The following is a 21,225-nucleotide window of genomic DNA, read 5'->3' on the forward strand; positions in this document are numbered from 1 at the left end:
CTGTGTTGAATGGCCTTATTTCATCAAGACTTCACTAAACGAGAGTTCAATGCCCCATTGTAACCAGGCGTGTCTCCACACTGTGTTGAGCTAAGGTTTAGTTATTTCGCCTGCTGCGTGATAATTTATTTCGCCGTCGCGAAAGGCGGCCCCTATTAACGAGAACAGGCAGGAATCCATTTTGACGTGGTTTAAAGGACATAGACGACGCTGGGCGATAATTTTGGTGATTATCGGGGTCATCGCCGCTGCGGCGGTCTGGCATTTTCGCCACCCGGCGCCCACCGACTTCAAAACGGTGAAGGTGGCCAAGCGTGATTTGCAGCAAAACGTGTTGGCGACCGGCCAGCTGGACGCGGTGCGCAAGGTAGACGTCGGCGCGCAGGTTAGCGGGCAGTTGGAGAGCCTGTCCGTCGAGATCGGCGACAAGGTGAAAAAAGGGCAACTGCTGGGGGTTATCGATCCGCAGCAGGCGCAGAACAGCATCCGCGAAGGGGAGGCGACGCTGCGCGAACTGCACGCCCAACTGTTGCAGGCGCAGGCGGAGCAACGGCTGGCGGCGGTGACGCTGCAGCGCAATCAGGCGTTGGCCAGGCTGCAGGCGGTTTCGCGCCAGGACCTGGATCAGGCGGCCACGCAGCTGGCGGTGAAAAAAGCGCAGGTAGGCACCATCACCGCGCAGATTGCCAGAAACCAGGCCAGCCTGGACACCGCCAAGATCAACCTGGCCTATACCCGCATCGAAGCGCCGATGGATGGCGATGTGGTGCAGATCACCACTCTGCAGGGCCAAACGGTGATCGCCGCGCAGCAGGCGCCGAACATCCTGACGCTTGCGGATCTCAGCACCATGCTGGTCAAGGCGCAGGTGTCGGAAGCCGACGTCATCAACCTCAAGCCGGGCCAGAAAGCCTGGTTTACCGTGTTGGGCGATCCTACCCGGCGCTTTGACGGCGTATTGAAGGACATCCAGCCAACGCCGGAAAAGGTCAACAACGCTATCTTCTATTACGCGCGTTTCGAAGTGCCCAACCCGGAAGGGCTGTTGCGTCTGCAGATGACGGCGCAGGTGCATATCCAACTGGCGGGCGTTGAACAGGCGGTGGTGATCCCGCTGGCGGCGCTGGGCGATCAAATTGCCGATAACCGTTACCACGTTGCGGTACTGAAGCAGGGTAAAGAAGAGCAGCGCGAAGTGACTATCGGCATGCGCAATAATATCGACGTGCAGATCCTCAGCGGCCTGCAGCTGGGGGATGACGTGATAGTCAGCCGCGGCGGCGCGGAGGCCCTCTGATGACGGCACTGTTGCAATTGAGCGGCATTCGCCGCAGCTATCAGTCGGGCGAACAGACGGTGGACGTGTTGAAGGACGTCAGCCTGAGCATAGAAGCCGGCGAAATGGTGGCCATCATGGGCGCCTCCGGCTCCGGCAAGTCGACGCTGATGAATATCCTCGGCTGTCTGGATAAGCCCAGCGCCGGCGTTTATCGGGTGGCCGGGCAGGACGTGGCGACGCTGAACGACGATGCGCTGGCGCAGCTGCGCCGCGAGCATTTCGGTTTTATCTTTCAACGCTACCATCTGCTGCCGCACCTGAGTGCGGCGCATAACGTCGAAGTGCCGGCGGTGTATGCCGGGCTGGGCAAGGCGGCGCGGCGCGAGAGGGCGGTGGCGCTGTTGCAGCGGCTGGGCTTGGGCGAACGCGTCGGCTACCGGCCTAGCCAGCTTTCAGGCGGGCAGCAGCAGCGCGTCAGCATCGCGCGGGCATTGATGAACGGCGGGCAGGTGATCCTGGCGGACGAACCGACCGGCGCGCTCGACAGCCACTCCGGCGAAGAGGTGATGGCCATCCTCAAGCAGCTGCGCGCGCAGGGGCATACGGTGATTATCGTCACTCATGACCCGGCGGTGGCGCAGCAGGCGGAAAGGATCATTGAGATCCGCGACGGCGAGATCATCGCCGACACGCGCCCCGCGCAGCAGGACAACCCGCAGGCCAAGCCGCTGGAGCTGGCATCGGCCGCCCCATCCTGGCAGCAGATGGCGGGCCGTTTCCGCGAAGCGCTGGTGATGGCCTGGCGGGCGATGGCGGCCAACAAGATGCGCACCGCGCTGACCATGCTCGGCATTATCATCGGCATCGCCTCGGTGGTGTCGATCCTGGTGATCGGCGACGCCGCCAAGCAGATGGTGCTGGCGGACATCAAATCCATCGGCACCAACACCGTCGATATCTACCCCGGCAAGGACTTCGGCGACGACGATCCGACTTTCCGCCAGTCGTTGAAGTATGAGGATCTTGACGCGCTGCGCGAACAGCCTTACGTCAACGCGCTGTCGCCGACCATCGGCAGCAGCATGCGGCTGCGCTTGGGCAATGTCGACGTGGCGGCCAACGTCAGCGGCGTCAGTGAACAATTCTTCCGCGTCTACGGCATGACCTTTACCCAAGGGAGCGGCATCGATCCCCTCCAGGTACAGTCGCAGTCGCAGACGGTAGTGATCGACGAAAACACCCAGCGCCGGCTGTTCCCGCATCAGAAGAACGTGGTGGGCGAGGTGATTCTGGTGGGCAACATGCCGGCGACGGTGGTGGGGGTGGCGAAGCAGAAGCAGTCGATGTTCGGCAGCAGCAAGACGCTGAGCGTGTGGGTGCCTTACAGCACCATGGCCAACCGGCTGATGGGCAACGCCTATTTCGACTCGATCACCGTGCGTATTCGCGACGGTTACAACAGCCAGGAGGCGGAACAGCAACTGACCCGCTTGCTGACGTTGCGCCACGGCAAGAAGGATTTCTTCACCTACAACATGGACAGCCTGGTGCAGACCGCGGAGAAAACCACCCGCACGCTGCAGCTGTTTCTGACGCTGGTGGCGGTTATCTCGCTGGTGGTGGGCGGTATCGGGGTGATGAACATCATGCTGGTGTCGGTCACCGAACGCACGCGCGAGATCGGCATTCGCATGGCGGTGGGCGCCCGCTCCGGCGATGTGTTGCAGCAGTTCCTGATCGAGGCGATATTGGTGTGCCTGGTCGGCGGCGCGCTGGGGATTACGCTGTCGTTCGCCATCGGCCTGCTGGTGCAACTGGTATTGCCGGGCTGGCAGATAAGTTTCCCGCCGGCGGCGCTGCTGAGCGCCTTTGTCTGTTCAACCGCCATTGGCGTCGTGTTCGGCTACCTGCCGGCGCGCAACGCGGCGCGCTTGAACCCGATTGACGCCCTGGCGCGCGAATAATTAAGCCCATAAAAAATGCCAGTCACACGGCGGCTGGCATTTTTAGCGGCGTATTATTGGCAGAGCGTCTCTGCGGGAAGCGTTTAGGCCAGCGCCTCGCTTTCCAGTGGCACAATAAGACTTGCATGGTTCCCTTTTGGCCCTTGGTGCACGTCGAAACTGACCTGCTGGCCCGCCTTCAACGTCCTGTAACCATCCATCTTGATCGTAGAGTAATGAGCGAAAATATCTTCGCCGCCGCCTTCAGGGCAGATGAAGCCAAAGCCTTTGGCGTTGTTGAACCATTTAACAGTACCCGTCTCCATGCTTTTACATCCCTCGCAACGCTATTTTAAGTGAGATGAATAACTGAATTCGCACCCGCCAGTAGCGGGTAGCAGGTGGGCAGAGGGTGGTTAAAAGACCACCAGCTCACGAATTTACACTCTAGAGCAAATGATCATCACGTCAAGGGATCGGCTTTTGTCGGCGGGGAGCAGTTCACCAAAGTTTGAAGCAGGTAACGCTATTGACATTGTTTGGTAACAATTCGCCGCTGTTTTTTGCGCACGTTACAGTGCGGCGGGAATGCGGCGAAGATGATAAAATAGTAACTATCCCCCACTTTGAATAACCGAAACCTGCCCCCATATAAGGCAGAGCAGAGAAGATGAGCAGCGATGGGCAATAACAACGATTGGTTGAATTTCGAACATTTAGCCGAAGAAAAACAAATCGATGCGGTAAAACCGCCGTCTATGTATAAAGTTATACTTAACAACGACGATTACACACCGATGGAATTTGTGATTGACGTTCTGCAAAAGTTCTTTTCTTATGATATTGAACGCGCAACGCAACTGATGCTCAGTGTTCACTACCAAGGCAAGGCGATTTGTGGTGTTTTTACCGCCGAAGTGGCGGAGACCAAAGTCGTCCACGTGAACCGCTATGCAAGGGAGAACGAGCATCCGTTGCTTTGTACGCTGGAAAAAGCCTGATTAAGGCAATCTATTGGGGAGGTGCTTATGCTCAATCAAGAACTGGAACTCAGTCTCAACATGGCTTTCGCCAGGGCGCGTGAGCACAGACACGAGTTTATGACCGTGGAGCACCTGTTGTTGGCATTGCTCAGCAACCCTGCCGCGCGGGAAGCGCTTGAGGCATGTACGGTGGATCTGGCCGCACTGCGCCAGGAGCTGGAAGCCTTCATCGAACAAACCACGCCGACGCTGCCCGTCAGCGAAGAAGAGCGCGATACCCAACCGACGCTCAGCTTCCAGCGCGTATTGCAGCGCGCGGTATTCCATGTGCAATCTTCCGGCCGCAGCGAAGTTTCCGGCGCCAACGTGCTGGTGGCGATTTTCAGCGAGCAGGAGTCGCAGGCGGCTTACCTGCTGCGCAAACACGACGTCAGCCGTCTTGACGTGGTGAATTTCATTTCACATGGCACACGTAAAGACGAGCCGGGCCAAGCGCCAAATGCGGAAAACCCGGTGAACGAAGAGCAGTCCGGAGGGGAAGACCGTATGGAAAACTTCACCACCAACCTCAATCAGTTGGCCCGCGTGGGCGGTATCGATCCGCTGATTGGCCGCGATCCTGAGCTGGAGCGCGCCATTCAGGTGCTGTGCCGCCGTCGTAAAAACAACCCGCTGCTGGTGGGCGAGTCCGGCGTGGGCAAAACGGCGATCGCCGAAGGCCTGGCCTGGCGCATCGTGCAGGGCGACGTGCCGGAAGTGATGGCGGATTGCACGCTGTACTCGCTGGATATCGGTTCGCTGCTGGCCGGCACCAAATACCGCGGCGACTTCGAAAAACGCTTCAAGGCGTTGCTGAAACAGTTGGAGCAGGATCAGAACAGCATCCTGTTTATCGACGAAATTCACACCATCATCGGCGCCGGTGCGGCTTCCGGTGGGCAGGTGGATGCCGCCAACCTGATCAAACCGCTGCTTTCCAGCGGCAAGATCCGGGTGATCGGCTCGACCACCTATCAGGAATTCAGCAACATTTTCGAGAAAGACCGCGCGCTGGCGCGTCGCTTCCAGAAAATCGACATTACCGAACCGACGCCGGAAGAGACCGTTCAGATAATCAACGGCCTGAAGACCAAATACGAAGCGCACCACGACGTCCGTTACACCGCCAAGGCCATCCGCGCCGCGGTGGAGCTGTCGGTGAAATACATCAACGACCGTCACCTGCCGGATAAAGCGATTGACGTGATTGACGAGGCGGGCGCCCGCAGCCGGTTGATGCCGATCAGCAAGCGCAAGAAAACCGTCAACGTGGCGGACATCGAATCGGTGGTGGCGCGCATTGCGCGCATTCCGGAAAAAACCGTGTCTGCCAGCGATCGCGACGTGCTGAGAAGCCTGGGCGACCGGCTGAAAATGCTGGTATTCGGCCAGGATCAGGCTATCGAAGCCCTGACCGAGGCGATCAAAATGAGCCGCGCCGGTCTGGGCCACGACCGCAAGCCGGTGGGTTCTTTCCTGTTCGCCGGGCCGACCGGGGTGGGCAAAACCGAGGTCACGGTGCAACTGGCCAAGGCGATGGATATCGAGCTGCTGCGTTTTGACATGTCCGAATATATGGAACGTCATACCGTCAGCCGCCTGATTGGCGCGCCTCCGGGCTATGTCGGTTACGATCAGGGCGGCCTGCTGACCGATGCGGTGATCAAGCATCCGCACTCGGTAGTGCTGCTGGATGAGATCGAGAAGGCGCACCCGGACGTGTTCAACCTGCTGCTGCAGGTGATGGACAACGGCACCCTGACCGACAATAACGGCCGCAAAGCGGATTTCCGCAACGTGATCCTGGTGATGACCACCAACGCCGGGGTGCGCGAAACCGAACGTAAATCGATCGGTCTGGTGCAGCAGGACAACAGCACCGACGCGATGGAAGAGATCAAGAAGGTGTTTACGCCGGAGTTCCGCAACCGTCTGGACAACATCATCTGGTTCAACCATCTGTCTACCGAGGTGATCCAGCAGGTGGTCGACAAGTTCATCGTCGAACTGCAGGCGCAGCTGGATGCGAAGGGCGTCTCGCTGGAAGTCAGCGACGAAGCGCGCGACTGGCTGTCGGTGAAAGGCTACGACCGTGCGATGGGCGCTCGCCCGATGGCGCGCGTGATGCAGGAAAACCTGAAGAAACCGCTGGCCAACGAACTGCTGTTCGGCTCGCTGGTGGACGGCGGCTCGGTGAAAGTCGAGTTGGATAAGGACAAGAAGCAGCTGACCTACCACTTCCTCAGCGCGCAGAAGCGCAAAGCGGACGAGGGTGCGGTGCACTAAGGCCGCGGTCGGATAAAGAAAAAGCGATGCTTCGGCATCGCTTTTTTTATGGGTGACATTCACCGCAAAACAGAAATGAGTGAGCCCTCTCAGTTTACCTGCGCACCTGCAACTCGGTGTTGAACGTTGCTACGGGGGTAAACGGAAAGGGCTCCGAGGGATTACATCCTCGATGCCGCCAGCGTCTGGCGACCGGTGAGCCGATTAACGGCTACGGAAGACAATGCGGCCTTTGCTCAGGTCGTACGGGGTCAGCTCTACAGTGACTTTGTCGCCCGTCAGGATGCGGATATAGTTTTTACGCATTTTACCGGAGATATGTGCGGTAACCACGTGCCCGTTTTCCAATTCAACGCGGAACATGGTGTTCGGCAGCGTATCAAGAACGGTGCCCTGCATTTCAATATTGTCTTCTTTGGCCATCGAATCCTCTAGGTCTAACTACCTTAGTTTTTAACCGGCAAGATAATGCCGAAAAACCCACATTATGTAAAGAAGTGTCGGTGAACATTGCACCGTTTCCGCAAATTAGTTTGTTGGGGAGGGCGGTTCAACCTGCTGTGGGAGTATGACTTGTGGCGCCCAGCATTCCTGCGCTAACGGCCTGCGCTGAAGGTTGCTGAGCTGCTGCAAAAATTGGCGGCGGGGGATTTCTCTCGCTCCAAGCCGGGCAGTGTGAGCGTTAAGCACCTGACAGTCAATCAATTCTCCGCCATAAGCGGCAAAATGGCGGCAAAAAGCCATTAGCGCGCACTTGGAAGCGTTGGTGACGCGGCTGAACATCGATTCGCCGCAGAACAGCGCGCCCTGCGTCACGCCGTACATGCCGCCGACCAACAGCCCGCCCTGCCAGACCTCCACCGAATGGGCGTAACCGAGGCGATGCAGCTCCAGATAGGCGTGCTGCACTTCCGGGCCAATCCAGGTGCCCTCGTGCGGCCGGTCGGCGCAGGCGGCGATGACCGCCGCGAAGTCGTGGTTGAGGGTGATACGGAACGGAAGATCGCGTAGAAAGCGTTTCAGGCTGCGGCTGAGATGATATTCCGCCGGGAACAGCACCGCCCGCGGATCGGGCGACCACCACAGAATGGCTTCCCCGGGCGAATACCAGGGGAAGATGCCGCGCTGGTAGGCTGCCAACAGGCGCGGCGCCGTCAGGTCGCCGCCAATCGCCAACAGGCCGTTAGGATCGCGCAGGGCGCCCTCAGGCGACGGGAAGGCCAGCGACTGCGGTGACAGCTTAACAATGCGCATATAAGGTCTCAGCGTCCTCTACAGGCCATTTTGCGGCGTTATGTTACCAATGCGGTGGTGGAAATGGGCATAACGTCCTTGCTGGCGAATCAGGCCGGCATGGTCGCCCTGCTCGACAATCTGGCCGTCGTCCATCACGCAGATGCGATCGAGATGCTCCAGCCCATACAGGCGATGAGTCACCAGAATCAGGGTTTTATCCTGGCAATGGCGGCGCAGCAGCGCCAGGATTTGCTGTTCGGTTTCGGCGTCCAGACCTTCAGTCGGCTCATCCAGCAGCAGCAGCGGCGCCGGGTGCAGCAGGGCGCGGGCGATGCCCAACCGGCGTTGTTCACCGCCGGAAAGCTGACGGCCGCCGTCGCCCAGCCAGGCGTTCAACCCTTCACTCTCCAGCAGCCTGGCCAATCCAACCTGCTGCAGCACTTCGCTCAGCCGTTCATCGGTGGCGGCAGGCGCGGCGAGGCGCAGGTTTTCCCGCAGCGTGTTGCTGAAGACATGTACCCGCTGGCTCACTACCGTGGTCATCTGGCGCAGCGCAGCTTCATCATAATCCTGCAGCGGCTGGCCGTTGAGCAGAATTTTGCCGTCGTCGGGGTTCCAGGCGCGGGTCAGCAGCTGCAGCAGGGTGGATTTGCCGCAGCCGGTGCGGCCGAGCAGGGCGATATGTTCACCGGCCGCCACCTCCAGCGATACGCCGCGCAGCACCGGCAGCGGTTGGCCCGGGTAGGTGAAGGCCAGCTGTTGCAGGCTCAGCGCCGCGTTGTCGGCGGCGGCCGGACCGGCGGCGGGGAAGGTGACTTCCGGCTGACGATCGATGATTTGCTTGACCCGGGTCGCGGAGGCGATGACCTGGCCGAGATGCTGGAAGGCGCCGGCGACCGGCATCATGGCTTCAAACGACGCCAGCGCTGCGAAAACGAACAGCGCAATCAGCGCGCCGGGCCGGCTGTCGCCGCCGATGCCGGCGGCGGTCAACCACAGCAATAGCGTAACCGTCAGGCCGCTGGCGAGGATCATCAACGCCTGCGCCATGCCGCCCAGCGAAGCCTGCTGCCACTGGCGGCGTTGCCATTGCCGTTCGGTGGCGTTCAGGGCGCCGCGGAATTCATTGACGGCGCCAAACACCACCAGCTCGGCCTGGCCCTGGAGCCAAACGGTCAGATCGGTGCGGTATTGGCCGCGCAGTGCGGTCAGCTGGCCGCCAATCGGCTTGCCGGCGCGATAAAACACCGGCGGCACCAGCACCAGCAGCAGCAGCAAAATGCCGCCCAGCGTCAGGGCCAGCGCAGGATCCAGCCAGCTCAGGCCGTAGGTGACCACCAGGATCACCACCGCCGCGCCGATCAGCGGCGATATCACCCGCAGATACAGATGATCCAACGTATCGACGTCGGCCACCAGGCGGTTGAGCAGTTCGGCCTGGCGGAAGCGGGCGATGCCGCCCGGCGACAGCGGCAGGATCTTGCTGAAGGTGAATACCCGCAGGTGCGACAGCACGCGGAAGGTGGCGTCGTGGCTGACCACGCGTTCGGCGTAGCGCCCGGCGGTGCGGAAAATCGCCGCGCCGCGCACGCCGGCGGCGGGCAGCATGTAGTTGAAGGTAAACAGGCCCGCCAGCCCGGCCAGCGACGAGGCGGCCAGGAACCAGCCGGAGAGCGCCAGCAGGCCGATGCTGGCCAGCAGGGTGACGATCGCCAGCACGATGCCCAGGCAGATCAACAGGCTGTGGCGGCGGTACAGCGCCAGGAAAGGCAGCAAAACGCGCATGATTAAAGCTCCCCGCGGCGGTGGGCGATCAGGTTGGCGAACAGGCCCGGCTGTGCGCTGAGCGTGGCGTAATCGCCTTGCTGCACGATGCGCCCGCGGTCCATGACCCAAATCTGGTCGTAGTCTTCGGTATCTTCCAACTGGTGGGTGACCAGCAGGGTAGTTTGCTGATGCGAGGCGGCATTCAGCGCCTGCATCACCCGCCGTTCGCTGTGGGCGTCCAGGCTGGCGGCGGGCTCGTCGAGCAGCAGCAGCCGGCGTGAGCCAATCAGCGCGCGCGCCACCGCCACGCGCTGCGCCTGGCCGACCGACAGCCGCGCGGCGTTGTCGCCGATCTCGGTCTCCAGCCCCTGCGGCAGGTGCGGCAGCAGTTCGCTGACGTAAGATTGCTCTATTGCCTGTTGCAGCCGCGCCTCACTGGCCTGAGGATCGCCCAGCAGGATATTGGCGCGCAGCGTTTGCGCCGGCAGGTGCGGGTTTTGCCCGACCCAGCTCAGCTGGCGGCGCCAGCCGTCGGCGGCCAGTTCACGCAGCTCGACGCCGTTGACCTGCAGCGAACCGCGGTAAGGCAGGAAGCCGAGCAGCAGGTTAAGCAGCGAGCTTTTACCGGCGCCGCTCAGCCCGACCAGCGCGATGCGTTGGCCGGGTTGCAGGTCAAAGCTCAGCGGGCCGGCCAGCAGGACGCCGTTGGGCGACAAGATTTCCAGATCCTGCGCCTGCAGCGCCAGCGGCGCATCGGCGGGCAGCGTTTGTGCCCCGTTGCCCATTTGCTCGCCTTCGGCGCTGAGGAAGCTTTCCAGCGCCTCCGCCGCGCCCACCGCCTGCGCCTTGGCGTGGTAGAAGGCGCCGAGGTCGCGCAGCGGCTGGAAAAACTCCGGCGCCAGGATCAGCACCAAAAAGCCGGAAAACAGCGTGACGCCGAGGCCGTAGCTGCCGAAGTTAAGCTCGCCCAGATAGGAGAAACCGAAGTAGACCGCCACCACGGCGATCGAGATCGACGCGAAGAACTCCAGCACCGCCGACGACAGGAAGGCCAGGCGCAACACTTCCATGGTGCGGCTGCGGAAGTCTTCGGAGGATTTGGCGATCTGGGCGGTTTCCGCTTCGGCGCGATTGAACAGCCGCAGGGTATCCAACCCGCGCAGGCGGTCGAGGAAGTTGCCGCTCAGCCGCGCCAGCGCGACGAAGTTGCGGCGGTTGGCATCGGCGGCACCCATGCCGACCAGCGCCATAAACAGCGGGATCAGCGGCGCAGTGGCCAGCAGAATAAAGCCGGCGGCCCAGTTGATCGGGAAAACGGTGATGAGGATCAGCAGCGGGATAAACACCGCCAGGTACATTTGCGGCAGGTAGCGGGAGTAATAATCCTGCATGTCTTCAATCTGCTCGACGATGATGCTGGCCCAGCTGCCCGCCGGCTTGCCCTGGATCCAGGCCGGGCCGAGTTGCTGCAGCTTGTCCAGCACCTGTTGACGCATGCGTTGGCGGATCACCTGGCCGCAGATAAAGCCGACGCGCTCCCGCAGCCAGCTCAGCACCGCGCGCAGCGCAAAGGCGGCGGCCAGCCAGGCAAAGGTGGGGATCAGCCGTTCGCGTGGGGTATGTTCGATGATCAGGGCGTGCAGCAGGCTGGCCAGCAGCCATGCCTGCGCGACGATCAGGAGGCCGCTTATCAGCCCCAGCAGCATGGAAAGGCGCAGCCAACGCTGCGCCAACGAACTCTGGGTTTTAAGCCATCGGGTTAACTGTTGCTGTCTGGTTTTTTTCATCAGATATGAGTCTGCGTCGCCGGCGCCCATTTGTTACAGGCAGGGTTAACGTGCTGTTAAATAAAAGTGTTTGTCGCAATCTGCGGCAAACAAGCAAGGTCTCATGTTACCTCGTCACCCGACAGACTTGAAATAATAAAGCGGCCAAATCTTGCTATAACAGCCGCTTTATGGGGTCATTTTACCTCCGGGCTGGCCGCTTCGGCCGCCAGGGCGGCGCGTACCGGCTCGCGTGCGCCGATCCGCAGCCTATAGCGGGCCAGCGACGGCCAGTCATTTAGATCGATAGCAAAGCGCTCCATCCAACGCAGCACGGTGAACAGATAGGCGTCCGCTACGCCGAAGCGGTTTCCCAGCAGAAAATCCTGCTCATCCAACGCCTGCGCGGCAAAGGCCAGGCGCTGGCGCAGCTTGCCGCGCAACAGCGTTTTGGCTTCTACCGGCAGGGCATCGTTAAACAGCGGGCTGGCGCCGGCGTGGATCTCGGCGGTAATAAAATTGAGCCACTCCTGCAGCCGCACCCGTTCAAAGGTGGCGCAGGCCGGCGCCAGGCCGATCTCGGGGCGCAGATCGGCAAGATACTGCACGATCGCGGCGCCCTCGGTAAGGATCCGGCCGTCGTCCAGTTGCAGGGCGGCGACGTAGCCCTTGGGGTTGATGCGGTAAAAGTCGTTGCCGTCCGCGCAGCGTTTGCTGCGGTTGTTGACTCGGATCAGTTCAAACGGCAGGCCCAGTTCCCGCAGCACGATGTGCGGCGAGAGCGAGCAGGTGTCGGGGGCGAAATACAGTTTCATGGTTTTTCCTCAGGCGGTGAGCGATGGCGTTTCGTCACCAGCATGCTGCCGCCGCCGCCCGCGGGAAAATTAGAATCTCAGAAAGCCGTTATCAGCTCAGCTACTGACGGGCTGCGGCAACTGCTCATGCAGATAGCTCAGCAGCGTCTGCACCGGCAAAGCACCGGCGGCGGCGAATGAGCAGACCAGGGCAAAATGGCGGTAAATGGGGACGGTAAGCGGCAGGGAGCAGAGGCCCACCGCGTCGGCGGCGATGGTCGACGCAGGCATTAACGCCACCCCGACGCCTTCGCGCACCAGCGTTTGCGCCGTTTGCCAGTCGCTGACGCTGGCGCGCACGTCGCTCAACGTCAGCCCGGCCTGCTGCGCCAGGCTTTGCGCATTGAGGTCGCAACCGCCGGTCGCCAGCACGAAGGGCTGTTTGACCCATTCGGCGAAATCAACCGCCCGGCGGCCCCGAGCCAAAGGGTGGTGACTGGCGGCTACCGCCAGCCAGGCATCTTGCCCCAGGGGAAGGCATGGCCGCTCCGGCGCGGGATTGAGCACTATACCGACGTCTGCGGTTTCCAGCGCCAGCCAGTTCTCTACCTCACGGTCAGTGCCTTCCAGCGGGATCAGTTCGATGGCGGGGTAGAGGCGGCGGAATTTACGCAGCAGCGGCGGCAGCAAGGCGCTGAACGCCGAAGGAAAGCTGGCGAGGCGAATCTTGCCCGACTGAGCCCCGTTGGCCTGCAGTGCGTAGTGCCGGATCGCCTGCAGTTCGGCCAGCATGGCGCGGGCGTGGCTGACTATCCGCTCGCCGCTTTGCGTTAGGGCAACGCTGTGCGGCAGACGCACCAGCAAGGGGGTATTCAGCGCGGATTCAAGCTGGGCGATGGCCTGGCTGGCGCCTGACTGGGTCATGCCGCATTGCGCCGCCGCCTGGGTTATCTTGCCGCTGTCGGCCACCGCAACCAACAGGCGCCAATGAAGAAGATTCTGCATCGCATGTTTGTCCACGTGAAATGAGGTACAAAAAAAGCGGCCGTAAGAAGCCGCTTTTTATTGATGACAGGATGCCGGATTAGCAGACTTCTGCGCCGGCGATGCCGTCCAGATAGCGCTCTGCGTCCAGCGCCGCCATACAGCCGGTACCGGCCGAGGTGATCGCCTGGCGGTAGATGTGGTCCATCACGTCGCCTGCGGCAAACACGCCGGGGATGGTGGTTTGGGTGGCATTGCCGTGAATGCCGGACTGCACCTTGATGTAGCCGTTTTCCAGTTCCAACTGGCCGCCGAAAATACCGGTGTTCGGGCTATGGCCGATGGCGATGAACACGCCGGCCAGTTCCAGTTCACGGGTTTCGTTTTCCGCCTTGGTGCTGCGGATGCGCACGCCGGTCACGCCCATTTCGTCACCCAGCACCTGGTCCAGCGTATGGTCGGTGTGCAGCACTATGTTGCCGCTTTTCACTTTTTCCATCAGACGGTTGATCAGAATTTTCTCTGAACGGAAGCTGTCGCGACGGTGGATCAGGTGAACTTCAGAGGCGATGTTCGACAGGTACAGCGCTTCTTCAACGGCGGTATTGCCGCCGCCGACCACCGCCACTTTCTGGTTGCGGTAGAAGAAACCGTCGCAGGTGGCGCAGGCGGAAACCCCTTTGCCTTTGAAGGCTTCTTCAGAAGGCAGGCCAAGGTAGCGCGCAGAAGCACCGGTAGCGATGATCAGCGCGTCGCAGCTGTATTCGCCGCTGTCGCCGAACAGGCGGAACGGGCGCTGCTGCAGATCAACGCTGTTGATGTGATCGAAAACGATCTCGGTATCGAACTTTTCCGCGTGCTGACGCATGCGTTCCATCAGCGCCGGCCCGGTTAGGTCTTCGGCATCGCCCGGCCAGTTTTCCACTTCGGTGGTGGTGGTCAGCTGACCGCCTTGTTCCATACCGGTAATCAGCACCGGATTCAGGTTGGCGCGCGCTGCATAAACGGCGGCGGTGTAGCCGGCAGGGCCGGAACCCAGGATCAATAATTTGCTATGTTTAGCCGTGCCCATGAATAACCTCTTTCCCACAATGGCGGATAATGAAGCCGATTGTAGGGAAAATGGCGCAGTAAAAAAAGCGTCAGGCGATGTTGTTAACGATTTGTATGATAGTTACCGCCTATTAATTTGTCGCCTGTCTATAAAATGAACGCCGGATACAGAAATTTAACTTATGAAACCGTTGCGCGGCGGGGAAGGGCAGAGCGGTCAAAAAGCGCAATCTTCCGCCTTTGGCCCATGGTGAAGGGCTTTATCAGCCAGCGATTCATAACTAAAAATGGGGTGCTGACTTTTAGTGACGGTACGTTCTTCTGATTTTGCTTCTTTTACTTTGACAATCCGCTGCGCATTTGCGAAAACATCATAGGAAGAAGAAATTATCCCCCTAACGCCAGCAAATCGTACGTATTTGCAGCGCAGCGGCACCATCGCGCGGCAGTTGAGGGGAGCGGCGCGCAAGCGTTTGCCGATTTTTTCTCGACCTTAACGTCATTGCTCGCGTTGCGCGGGGTTGGACAGACAGGCCGCGCAGCGTTGTTAATGATGGTAGTGAAGAAGCATATGACAGGCATCGGGTCTTCGCTTGGAACGAACCCTTACACATTGACGTTGGCTAGGGTGTGGCAAGTGCAAGGAAGAAAATAAGAGAGACAATAATAATGGCAGACAACAAGAAACGCCCGGGTAAAGATCTCGACCGTATCGACCGCAACATCCTGAACGAGCTGCAGAAGGATGGGCGTATTTCGAACGTTGAGCTTTCGAAGCGCGTGGGGTTATCCCCAACGCCATGTTTAGAACGCGTGCGCCGCCTCGAGCGCCAGGGTTTCATTCATGGTTATACCGCATTGCTTAACCCGCATTATCTGGATGCATCCCTGCTGGTTTTCGTGGAGATCACGCTGAACCGCGGCGCGCCGGATGTGTTTGAGCAATTCAACTCGGCAGTACAGAAGCTCGAAGAGATCCAGGAGTGTCATCTGGTATCCGGCGATTTCGACTACCTGTTGAAAACCCGCGTGCCGGATATGTCGGCTTACCGCAAGTTGCTGGGTGAGACCCTGCTGCGTTTGCCGGGGGTTAACGACACCCGTACCTACGTGGTCATGGAAGAAGTTAAACAGAGTAACCGTTTGGTTATCAAAACACGGTAAGGTGCAGGTGCAAAACCTGATTAAATTGGTTACACTCCTGTTTATTCATACAGTTTCGGCGCCGGGGAAACCTCTCGGCGCTGTTGCTATTTCAGCTAACAGGAACCTGGAGAGCCTTTCTTGAGCCAGGAATATACAGAAGATAAAGAAGTTACCCTGAGAAAACTCAGCAGTGGCCGGCGTTTGCTGGAGGCTTTGCTGATCGTGGTAGCGATTTTTGCCGTTTACCTTATGGCTGCGCTGGTCAGTTTCAATCCGTCTGACCCTAGCTGGTCTCAGACCGCGTGGCATGAGCCTATTCATAACCTGGGCGGTGGCGTCGGCGCCTGGATGGCCGATACGCTGTTCTTCACCTTCGGGGTGCTCGCCTACGCGATACCGCCGATCATGCTGGTTCTGTGCTGGGCGGCCTACCGCCAGCGCGGCAATGGCGACTATATCGACTATTTTGCGCTCTCATTGCGTCTGATCGGCACACTGGCGCTGGTGCTCACCTCTTGTGGCCTGGCGGCGCTGAACGTCGACGACCTCTATTACTTCGCCTCCGGCGGCGTTATCGGCAGCCTGCTGAGCAACGCCATGCTGCCGTGGTTTAACGGCATCGGCGCCACGCTGGCGCTGTTATGCGTATGGGCGGCGGGGTTGACGCTGTTTACCGGCTGGTCCTGGCTGGTGATCGCCGAGAGAATTGGCGGTGCGGTGATGGGCGTGGCGACCTTTATGACCAACCGCTCGCGCCGTGAAGAACGCTATGACGATCGCTACGTTGACGTTGAAGCCGAGACGGCAGAGAAGGGCGCTGTGACGACGGTTGCTGCGGCAGCGGCGGACGACGACGTGCTGTTCTCTGCGCCTTCGGTAACCGAAACCGCCAAAGAGGCGGCTGAAGACGCTGCGGATCCGTTGCTCAGCAACCTGCGCGCCGGCGACGCTGACGATGAAATTGAAGCCGCACCGGCCGCCGCGCCTGCCGCGGCCGCGCCGGTGAGCGAGCCGGTTACCGCGGCGCCGGTGGTGGCTCAGGCGCCGTCGGTCACCGTTGCCCCGGCTGCCCCGGCCTCGGTTAGCCAACATCCGATGAGCGCGCAGGCGGAAAACGCCGTGCCGCCGCTGTATTCATTCGAGATCCCTGAAGAAACGCCGGCGCCGAAGGTTGCGCGCCCGGTTGACCCTTATCAGGACCGCGATGAACCGCGCCTCGGCAACTGGGATGCGCCCGCCGCGCCACAGCCGCCGCGCGAGCATTCACCCTTTGATTTCTCCGCCGCGCAGCGCGACAGCGTCGACGTCGGCGGGGCCTCCGGCTTCAGCGCCGCCGATGCAGCCGCCGCGCCGTTCGGCAGCGCCAAGCCGCAGTTGGACCACGCAGCGGCCGCGGCTGCTGCAGGTGCTGCGGCCAATGTGTTTATGCCGGCCTTTAGCGCCACCAGCGACGGCAACTCTCAGGTCAAGCAGGGTATTGGCCCTGAGCTGCCGCGGCCGAATCCGGTGCGCATTCCTACCCGGCGCGAGCTGGCGTCTTACGGCATCAAGCTGCCTTCGCAGCGCGCCGCTGAGCAGGAACAGCGCCAGAGCGAGCCAGAACCGCAACAGCCATTAACCGCCGCTAATCCGCAGGATGAAGAAGCCCTGCAGGAAGCGGCGTTGCGTCAGGCGTTCGCCGAGCAGCAACAGCAGCGCTACGGCGAGGATCTCCAGCAGGACGACGAAGAGGCGCTGCAGGAAGCCGCGCTGCGCCAGGCGTTTGCCGAACAGCAGCAGGCGCGCTACGGCCAGCGGGAAGCGGAACCGGCGCCTGTGGCGCAGGCACCTGCGGCCAGCCCGGTGGATACACGCAACGCGTTCAGCTTCTCGCCGATGGACGATTTGGTGGATGACGGCCCGAGCGAGCCGCTGTTTACCCTGTCGCCGCAGCTGGAAGAGCGTATCGAGCAGCAGAGCGAGTTGGAAGACGATGTGCCGTTCGGCCAGTTTGAACCTGCGGCGCCTGCCTATGCGCAGCCAACGCCGCCTCAGACGCCGCCGGTGCAGCAACCCTATCAGCAACCGGGCCAGCAGCCTGCCTATCAGCAGCCTGTTCAACCGCAAGGTTATCAACAGCCGCCGCAGCCAGCTCAGCAACAGGGCTATCAGCAACCCGCGCAGCCTGCCGCGCAACCGGCTCCGGCCGCTGCGCAGCAGCCGGCGATGGACAGCCTGATCCACCCGTTCCTGATGCGTAACGACATGCCGTTGCAGAAGCCAAGCACGCCATTGCCGACGCTGGATCTGCTGACCGAAGCCCCGAAAGAGGTGGAGCCGGTGGATTCGTTCGCGCTGGAGCAAAAGGCGCGTCTGGTTGAGGCCAGCCTGGCCGATTACCGGGTGAAGGCCGACGTGGTGGATATTCTGCCGGGGCCGGTGATTACCCGCTTCGAGCTGGATCTGGCGCCGGGCGTCAAGGCGGCGCGCATTTCCAACCTGTCGCGCGACCTGGCGCGTTCACTCTCAACCTCCGCCGTGCGCGTGGTTGAAGTGATCCCCGGCAAGCCATACGTCGGGCTGGAGCTGCCGAATGCCAAGCGCCAAACGGTGTATCTGCGCGAAGTGCTGGATTGCCCGGCCTTCCGCGATAACCCTTCGCCGCTGTCGATCGTATTGGGTAAAGACATCTCCGGTGAGCCGGTGGTGGCCGATCTGGGCAAAATGCCGCACCTGCTGGTCGCCGGTACTACCGGTTCCGGTAAGTCGGTCGGGGTCAACGCCATGATCCTGAGCATCCTGTATAAGGCCACGCCGAAAGAAGTGCGCTTTATCATGATCGACCCGAAAATGCTGGAGCTCTCGGTCTACGAAGGCATTCCGCATCTGTTGACCGATGTGGTTACCGATATGAAAGACGCCGCCAACGCGTTGCGCTGGTGCGTGGGCGAGATGGAGCGCCGCTACAAGCTGATGTCTGCGTTGGGCGTGCGTAACCTGGCCGGTTACAACGAGCGCGTCGATCAGGCGGAGGCGATGGGCCGGCCGATCCCGGATCCGTTCTGGAAACCGGCCGACAGCATGGACATCACGCCGCCGGTGTTGGAGAAAGAGCCTTACATCGTGGTAATGGTCGACGAATTCGCCGATCTGATCATGACGGTGGGCAAAAAGGTCGAAGAGCTGATTGCTCGCCTGGCGCAGAAAGCGCGTGCGGCGGGTATCCACCTGGTGCTGGCGACCCAGCGTCCGTCGGTGGATGTGATCACCGGCCTGATCAAGGCCAACATCCCGACCCGCATCGCCTTTACCGTATCCAGCAAGATTGACTCGCGCACCATCCTCGATCAGGGCGGCGCCGAATCGCTGCTGGGGATGGGGGATATGCTGTATCTGGCGCCTAACTCCTCGATTCCGGTGCGTGTGCATGGCGCATTTGTGCGCGATCAGGAAGTGCATGCGGTGGTCAAGGATTGGAAAGCGCGCGAACGGCCCCAATATAAAGAGGGTATCCTCAGCGGCGGTGAAGACGGTGAGGGTGGCGCAGGCGGCGGCATGGAAGGCGATGAAGAGCTGGATCCGCTGTTTGACCAGGCGGTGGACTTCGTGGTGGATAAACGCCGCGCTTCCATCTCCGGCGTTCAGCGTCAGTTCCGCATCGGCTATAACCGCGCCGCGCGCATCATTGAACAGATGGAAGCGCAGGGCATCGTCAGCGAGCAGGGGCACAACGGCAACCGCGAGGTGCTGGCGCCGCCACGGCATGATTGACGCAGGTTCAACCGCTGTTATTCATTGATAAAGGGCCGCTTAGCGGCCCTTGTGCAAAGAAGCGTAAACCCGTTTCCTTCTCGGAACATTAGCCTATCTGGCGTCCGTGGGCTTCGGGTAGAGTAACGGTTGTTAAGGGTTAATTTGACCCGCACGGCACCGCCTTGCGGTTAACGCATTTCATAAGGTATCTGGAATAATGAAAAAACTGTTAGTTGCCTGCTGTTTGCTTTCGGGATTCACCTCCACCGCTGTGCTGGCCGACGCCGCGCAGGATCTGCAAAGCCGCCTGGCGAAAGTGAACAGTTTCCACGCCAGCTTCTCTCAGACCGTCACCAGCGGCGACGGCGCAGCGGTGCAGCAGGGTGAGGGCGAGCTGTGGGTTAAGCGCCCGAACCTGTTCAACTGGCACATGACTTCGCCGGACGAGAGCGTGCTGGTTTCCGATGGCCAGACCCTGTGGTTCTATAACCCGTTCGTCGAGCAGGTGACGGCGACCTGGCTGAAAAACGCCACCGGCAATACGCCGTTTATGCTGATCACCCGCAACAACGCCAGCGACTGGAAGCAGTATAACGTGAAGCAAAAAGGCGATGATTTCGAGCTGACGCCAAAATCCGCCAACGGCAACCTGAAGCAGTTCGCCATTACCGTGACCAACAGCGGCACCATCCGCAGCTTTGCGGCGGTTGAGCAGGACGGCCAACGCAGTTCGTATGCGCTGAAAAGCCAGCAAAACGTCTCCGCCGATCCGGCCAAATTCAAATTTACCCCACCGAAGGGGGTGACGCTGGACGACCAGCGCCAGTGAGGTGCAAGTGAGTAATCTGTCACTCGATTTTTCCCAAAATGAGTTCCAGCCGTTGGCCGCGCGTATGCGGCCAACCACGCTGGCGGAATATATCGGCCAGCGGCATCTGCTGGCCGCCGGCAAGCCGCTGCCGCGCGCCATCGAGGCCGGGCAGCTGCACTCGATGATTTTGTGGGGGCCGCCGGGCACCGGGAAAACGACGCTGGCAGAGTTGATCGGCCGCTACGGTCAGGCGGATGTCGAACGCATTTCCGCCGTGACCTCCGGCATTAAAGAGATCCGCGAAGCGATCGAGCGGGCGCGGCAAAACCGCGACGCCGGCCGCCGCACCATTCTGTTCGTCGACGAGGTGCACCGCTTCAATAAAAGCCAGCAGGATGCTTTCCTGCCGCACATTGAAGACGGCACCATCACCTTTATCGGCGCCACTACCGAAAACCCCTCGTTCGAACTCAATTCGGCCTTGCTGTCCCGTGCGCGCGTTTATTTGCTGAAGGCGTTGACCGCGGAAGATATCAGCCAGGTGCTGGATCAGGCGATGAACGACAGCGGGCGCGGCTTCGGCGGCCAGAATATCGAGCTGCCGGAAGAGACGCGTCGCATGCTGTCGGAGCTGGTGGGCGGCGACGCACGCCGGGCGCTGAACAGCCTGGAAATGATGGCGGACATGGCGGAAGTCAACGCCAAAGGCGTGCGGGTGCTGACGCCGGAACTGTTGAAAGAAGTCTCGGGCGAGCGCAGCGCGCGCTTCGACAACAAGGGCGATCGTTACTACGACCTGATTTCCGCACTGCATAAATCGGTGCGCGGTTCTGCCCCGGATGCCGCGCTGTACTGGTATGCGCGCATTATTACCGCCGGCGGCGATCCGCTGTACGTGGCGCGCCGCCTGTTGGCGATCGCGTCTGAAGACGTCGGCAACGCCGATCCGCGCGGCATGCAGGTGGCGATTGCCGCCTGGGACTGTTTTACCCGCGTGGGGCCGGCGGAGGGCGAACGCGCCATCGCGCAGGCGATCGTTTACCTGGCCTGCGCGCCGAAAAGCAACGCCGTTTATACCGCTTTCAAGGCGGCGATGCGCGACGCCAGAGAGATGGCCGATTACGACGTGCCGGAGCACCTGCGCAACGCGCCGACCAAGCTGATGAAAGAGATGGGGTTGGGCGCAGAGTACCGCTATGCCCACGACGAAGCCAACGCCTACGCCGCAGGCGAGAATTATTTCCCGCCTGAAATGGCCAATACGCGTTATTACCAACCGACCTCTCGCGGGCTGGAGGGTAAAATCGGCGAAAAGTTGGCATGGCTGGCTGAGCAGGATCAAAATAGCCCGACAAAACGCTACCGCTAGCGTTGCCGTTGCGGTAAGGTTAACGGGTATCACTCTT

At 60.8% G+C, this 21,225-nt stretch carries 16 protein-coding genes; 8 read left to right on the forward strand and 8 right to left on the reverse strand.

The window, feature by feature from the left end:
• Nucleotides 1–181 precede the first annotated feature (181 nt).
• Nucleotides 182–1,297 (forward strand): macrolide transporter subunit MacA, encoded by a 1,116-nt coding sequence (gene macA / locus KHA73_RS08565; RefSeq protein ID WP_234590306.1) that lies wholly within the window; start codon nucleotides 182–184, stop codon nucleotides 1,295–1,297.
• Entirely contained in the window at nucleotides 1,297–3,243 is a 1,947-nt protein-coding gene (gene macB / locus KHA73_RS08570; RefSeq protein WP_234590307.1) for a macrolide ABC transporter ATP-binding protein/permease MacB, read from the forward strand. Before macA ends, macB begins: the two co-directional genes overlap by 1 nt.
• A gap of 83 nt (nucleotides 3,244–3,326) precedes the next feature.
• Here the strand turns inward: macB and cspD are convergent, their stop codons facing one another.
• Entirely contained in the window at nucleotides 3,327–3,548 is a 222-nt protein-coding gene (gene cspD, locus KHA73_RS08575) for a cold shock-like protein CspD (protein WP_004942590.1), read from the reverse strand.
• A 354-nt stretch (nucleotides 3,549–3,902) separates the two neighbouring features.
• On the opposite strand from cspD, the gene clpS reads away from it, so the two are divergent.
• Nucleotides 3,903–4,223: an ATP-dependent Clp protease adapter ClpS gene (gene clpS, locus KHA73_RS08580; protein WP_234590308.1), complete on the forward strand. Its 321-nt coding sequence runs from the start codon at nucleotides 3,903–3,905 to the stop codon at nucleotides 4,221–4,223.
• A 27-nt stretch (nucleotides 4,224–4,250) separates the two neighbouring features.
• On the forward strand, nucleotides 4,251–6,530 hold the full coding sequence (clpA, locus tag KHA73_RS08585; protein ID WP_234590309.1) for an ATP-dependent Clp protease ATP-binding subunit ClpA: 2,280 nt from the start codon (nucleotides 4,251–4,253) through the stop codon (nucleotides 6,528–6,530).
• Between the two features lie 204 nt (nucleotides 6,531–6,734).
• Here clpA and infA read toward each other — a convergent pair whose 3' ends face one another.
• From infA to trxB, 7 genes are all read right to left on the reverse strand, one after another.
• A complete protein-coding gene (gene infA, locus KHA73_RS08590; RefSeq protein ID WP_002211347.1) occupies nucleotides 6,735–6,953 on the reverse strand; it encodes a translation initiation factor IF-1 in 219 nt (72 codons plus the stop codon).
• Nucleotides 6,954–7,058: 105 nt separating this feature from the next.
• Nucleotides 7,059–7,784 (reverse strand): leucyl/phenylalanyl-tRNA--protein transferase, encoded by a 726-nt coding sequence (aat, locus tag KHA73_RS08595; protein ID WP_234590310.1) that lies wholly within the window; start codon nucleotides 7,782–7,784, stop codon nucleotides 7,059–7,061.
• A gap of 18 nt (nucleotides 7,785–7,802) precedes the next feature.
• Nucleotides 7,803–9,551, reverse strand: a complete 1,749-nt coding sequence (gene cydC, locus KHA73_RS08600) for a heme ABC transporter ATP-binding protein/permease CydC (RefSeq protein WP_234590311.1) — start codon at nucleotides 9,549–9,551, stop codon at nucleotides 7,803–7,805.
• 2 nt (nucleotides 9,552–9,553) lie between these two features.
• Nucleotides 9,554–11,320 (reverse strand): heme ABC transporter permease/ATP-binding protein CydD, encoded by a 1,767-nt coding sequence (gene cydD / locus KHA73_RS08605; RefSeq protein ID WP_234590312.1) that lies wholly within the window; start codon nucleotides 11,318–11,320, stop codon nucleotides 9,554–9,556.
• Between the two features lie 176 nt (nucleotides 11,321–11,496).
• Nucleotides 11,497–12,114 (reverse strand): glutathione transferase GstA, encoded by a 618-nt coding sequence (gstA, locus tag KHA73_RS08610; RefSeq protein WP_234590313.1) that lies wholly within the window; start codon nucleotides 12,112–12,114, stop codon nucleotides 11,497–11,499.
• Nucleotides 12,115–12,210: 96 nt separating this feature from the next.
• A complete protein-coding gene (locus KHA73_RS08615) occupies nucleotides 12,211–13,098 on the reverse strand; it encodes a LysR family transcriptional regulator (RefSeq protein WP_234590314.1) in 888 nt (295 codons plus the stop codon).
• Nucleotides 13,099–13,177: 79 nt separating this feature from the next.
• Nucleotides 13,178–14,149, reverse strand: a complete 972-nt coding sequence (trxB, locus tag KHA73_RS08620) for a thioredoxin-disulfide reductase (protein ID WP_234590315.1) — start codon at nucleotides 14,147–14,149, stop codon at nucleotides 13,178–13,180.
• Nucleotides 14,150–14,799: 650 nt separating this feature from the next.
• On the opposite strand from trxB, the gene lrp reads away from it, so the two are divergent.
• The 4 genes from lrp (at nucleotide 14,800) to KHA73_RS08640 (ending at nucleotide 21,188) form a co-directional block, all read left to right on the forward strand.
• Nucleotides 14,800–15,294 carry a leucine-responsive transcriptional regulator Lrp gene (gene lrp / locus KHA73_RS08625; protein ID WP_004928318.1) on the forward strand — a complete coding sequence of 165 codons (495 nt, stop codon included), beginning with the start codon at nucleotides 14,800–14,802 and terminating at the stop codon, nucleotides 15,292–15,294.
• Nucleotides 15,295–15,414: 120 nt separating this feature from the next.
• A complete protein-coding gene (locus KHA73_RS08630; RefSeq protein WP_234590317.1) occupies nucleotides 15,415–19,026 on the forward strand; it encodes a DNA translocase FtsK 4TM domain-containing protein in 3,612 nt (1,203 codons plus the stop codon).
• A 199-nt stretch (nucleotides 19,027–19,225) separates the two neighbouring features.
• Nucleotides 19,226–19,837, forward strand: a complete 612-nt coding sequence (gene lolA, locus KHA73_RS08635) for an outer membrane lipoprotein chaperone LolA (RefSeq protein WP_234590319.1) — start codon at nucleotides 19,226–19,228, stop codon at nucleotides 19,835–19,837.
• A gap of 7 nt (nucleotides 19,838–19,844) precedes the next feature.
• Nucleotides 19,845–21,188, forward strand: coding sequence for a replication-associated recombination protein A (locus KHA73_RS08640; RefSeq protein WP_234590320.1), 1,344 nt, complete (start codon nucleotides 19,845–19,847; stop codon nucleotides 21,186–21,188).
• The last annotated feature ends 37 nt before the right edge of the window (nucleotides 21,189–21,225 follow it).

The sequence above is a fragment of the Serratia entomophila genome, assembly GCF_021462285.1.
In the GTDB taxonomy this organism is placed as follows: Bacteria; Pseudomonadota; Gammaproteobacteria; order Enterobacterales; family Enterobacteriaceae; genus Serratia; species Serratia entomophila.

Excerpts from the sequence above, each read along its gene's own strand:
- macB (WP_234590307.1), top strand. The coding sequence starts at position 1,297 with ATGACGGCACTGTTGCAATTGAGCGGCATTCGCCGCAGCTATCAGTCG.
- cspD (WP_004942590.1), bottom strand. The coding sequence starts at position 3,548 with ATGGAGACGGGTACTGTTAAATGGTTCAACAACGCCAAAGGCTTTGGC.
- clpS (WP_234590308.1), top strand. The coding sequence starts at position 3,903 with ATGGGCAATAACAACGATTGGTTGAATTTCGAACATTTAGCCGAAGAA.
- clpA (WP_234590309.1), top strand. The coding sequence starts at position 4,251 with ATGCTCAATCAAGAACTGGAACTCAGTCTCAACATGGCTTTCGCCAGG.
- infA (WP_002211347.1), bottom strand. The coding sequence starts at position 6,953 with ATGGCCAAAGAAGACAATATTGAAATGCAGGGCACCGTTCTTGATACG.
- aat (WP_234590310.1), bottom strand. The coding sequence starts at position 7,784 with ATGCGCATTGTTAAGCTGTCACCGCAGTCGCTGGCCTTCCCGTCGCCT.
- cydC (WP_234590311.1), bottom strand. The coding sequence starts at position 9,551 with ATGCGCGTTTTGCTGCCTTTCCTGGCGCTGTACCGCCGCCACAGCCTG.
- cydD (WP_234590312.1), bottom strand. The coding sequence starts at position 11,320 with ATGAAAAAAACCAGACAGCAACAGTTAACCCGATGGCTTAAAACCCAG.
- gstA (WP_234590313.1), bottom strand. The coding sequence starts at position 12,114 with ATGAAACTGTATTTCGCCCCCGACACCTGCTCGCTCTCGCCGCACATC.
- KHA73_RS08615 (WP_234590314.1), bottom strand. The coding sequence starts at position 13,098 with ATGCAGAATCTTCTTCATTGGCGCCTGTTGGTTGCGGTGGCCGACAGC.
- trxB (WP_234590315.1), bottom strand. The coding sequence starts at position 14,149 with ATGGGCACGGCTAAACATAGCAAATTATTGATCCTGGGTTCCGGCCCT.
- lrp (WP_004928318.1), top strand. The coding sequence starts at position 14,800 with ATGGCAGACAACAAGAAACGCCCGGGTAAAGATCTCGACCGTATCGAC.
- lolA (WP_234590319.1), top strand. The coding sequence starts at position 19,226 with ATGAAAAAACTGTTAGTTGCCTGCTGTTTGCTTTCGGGATTCACCTCC.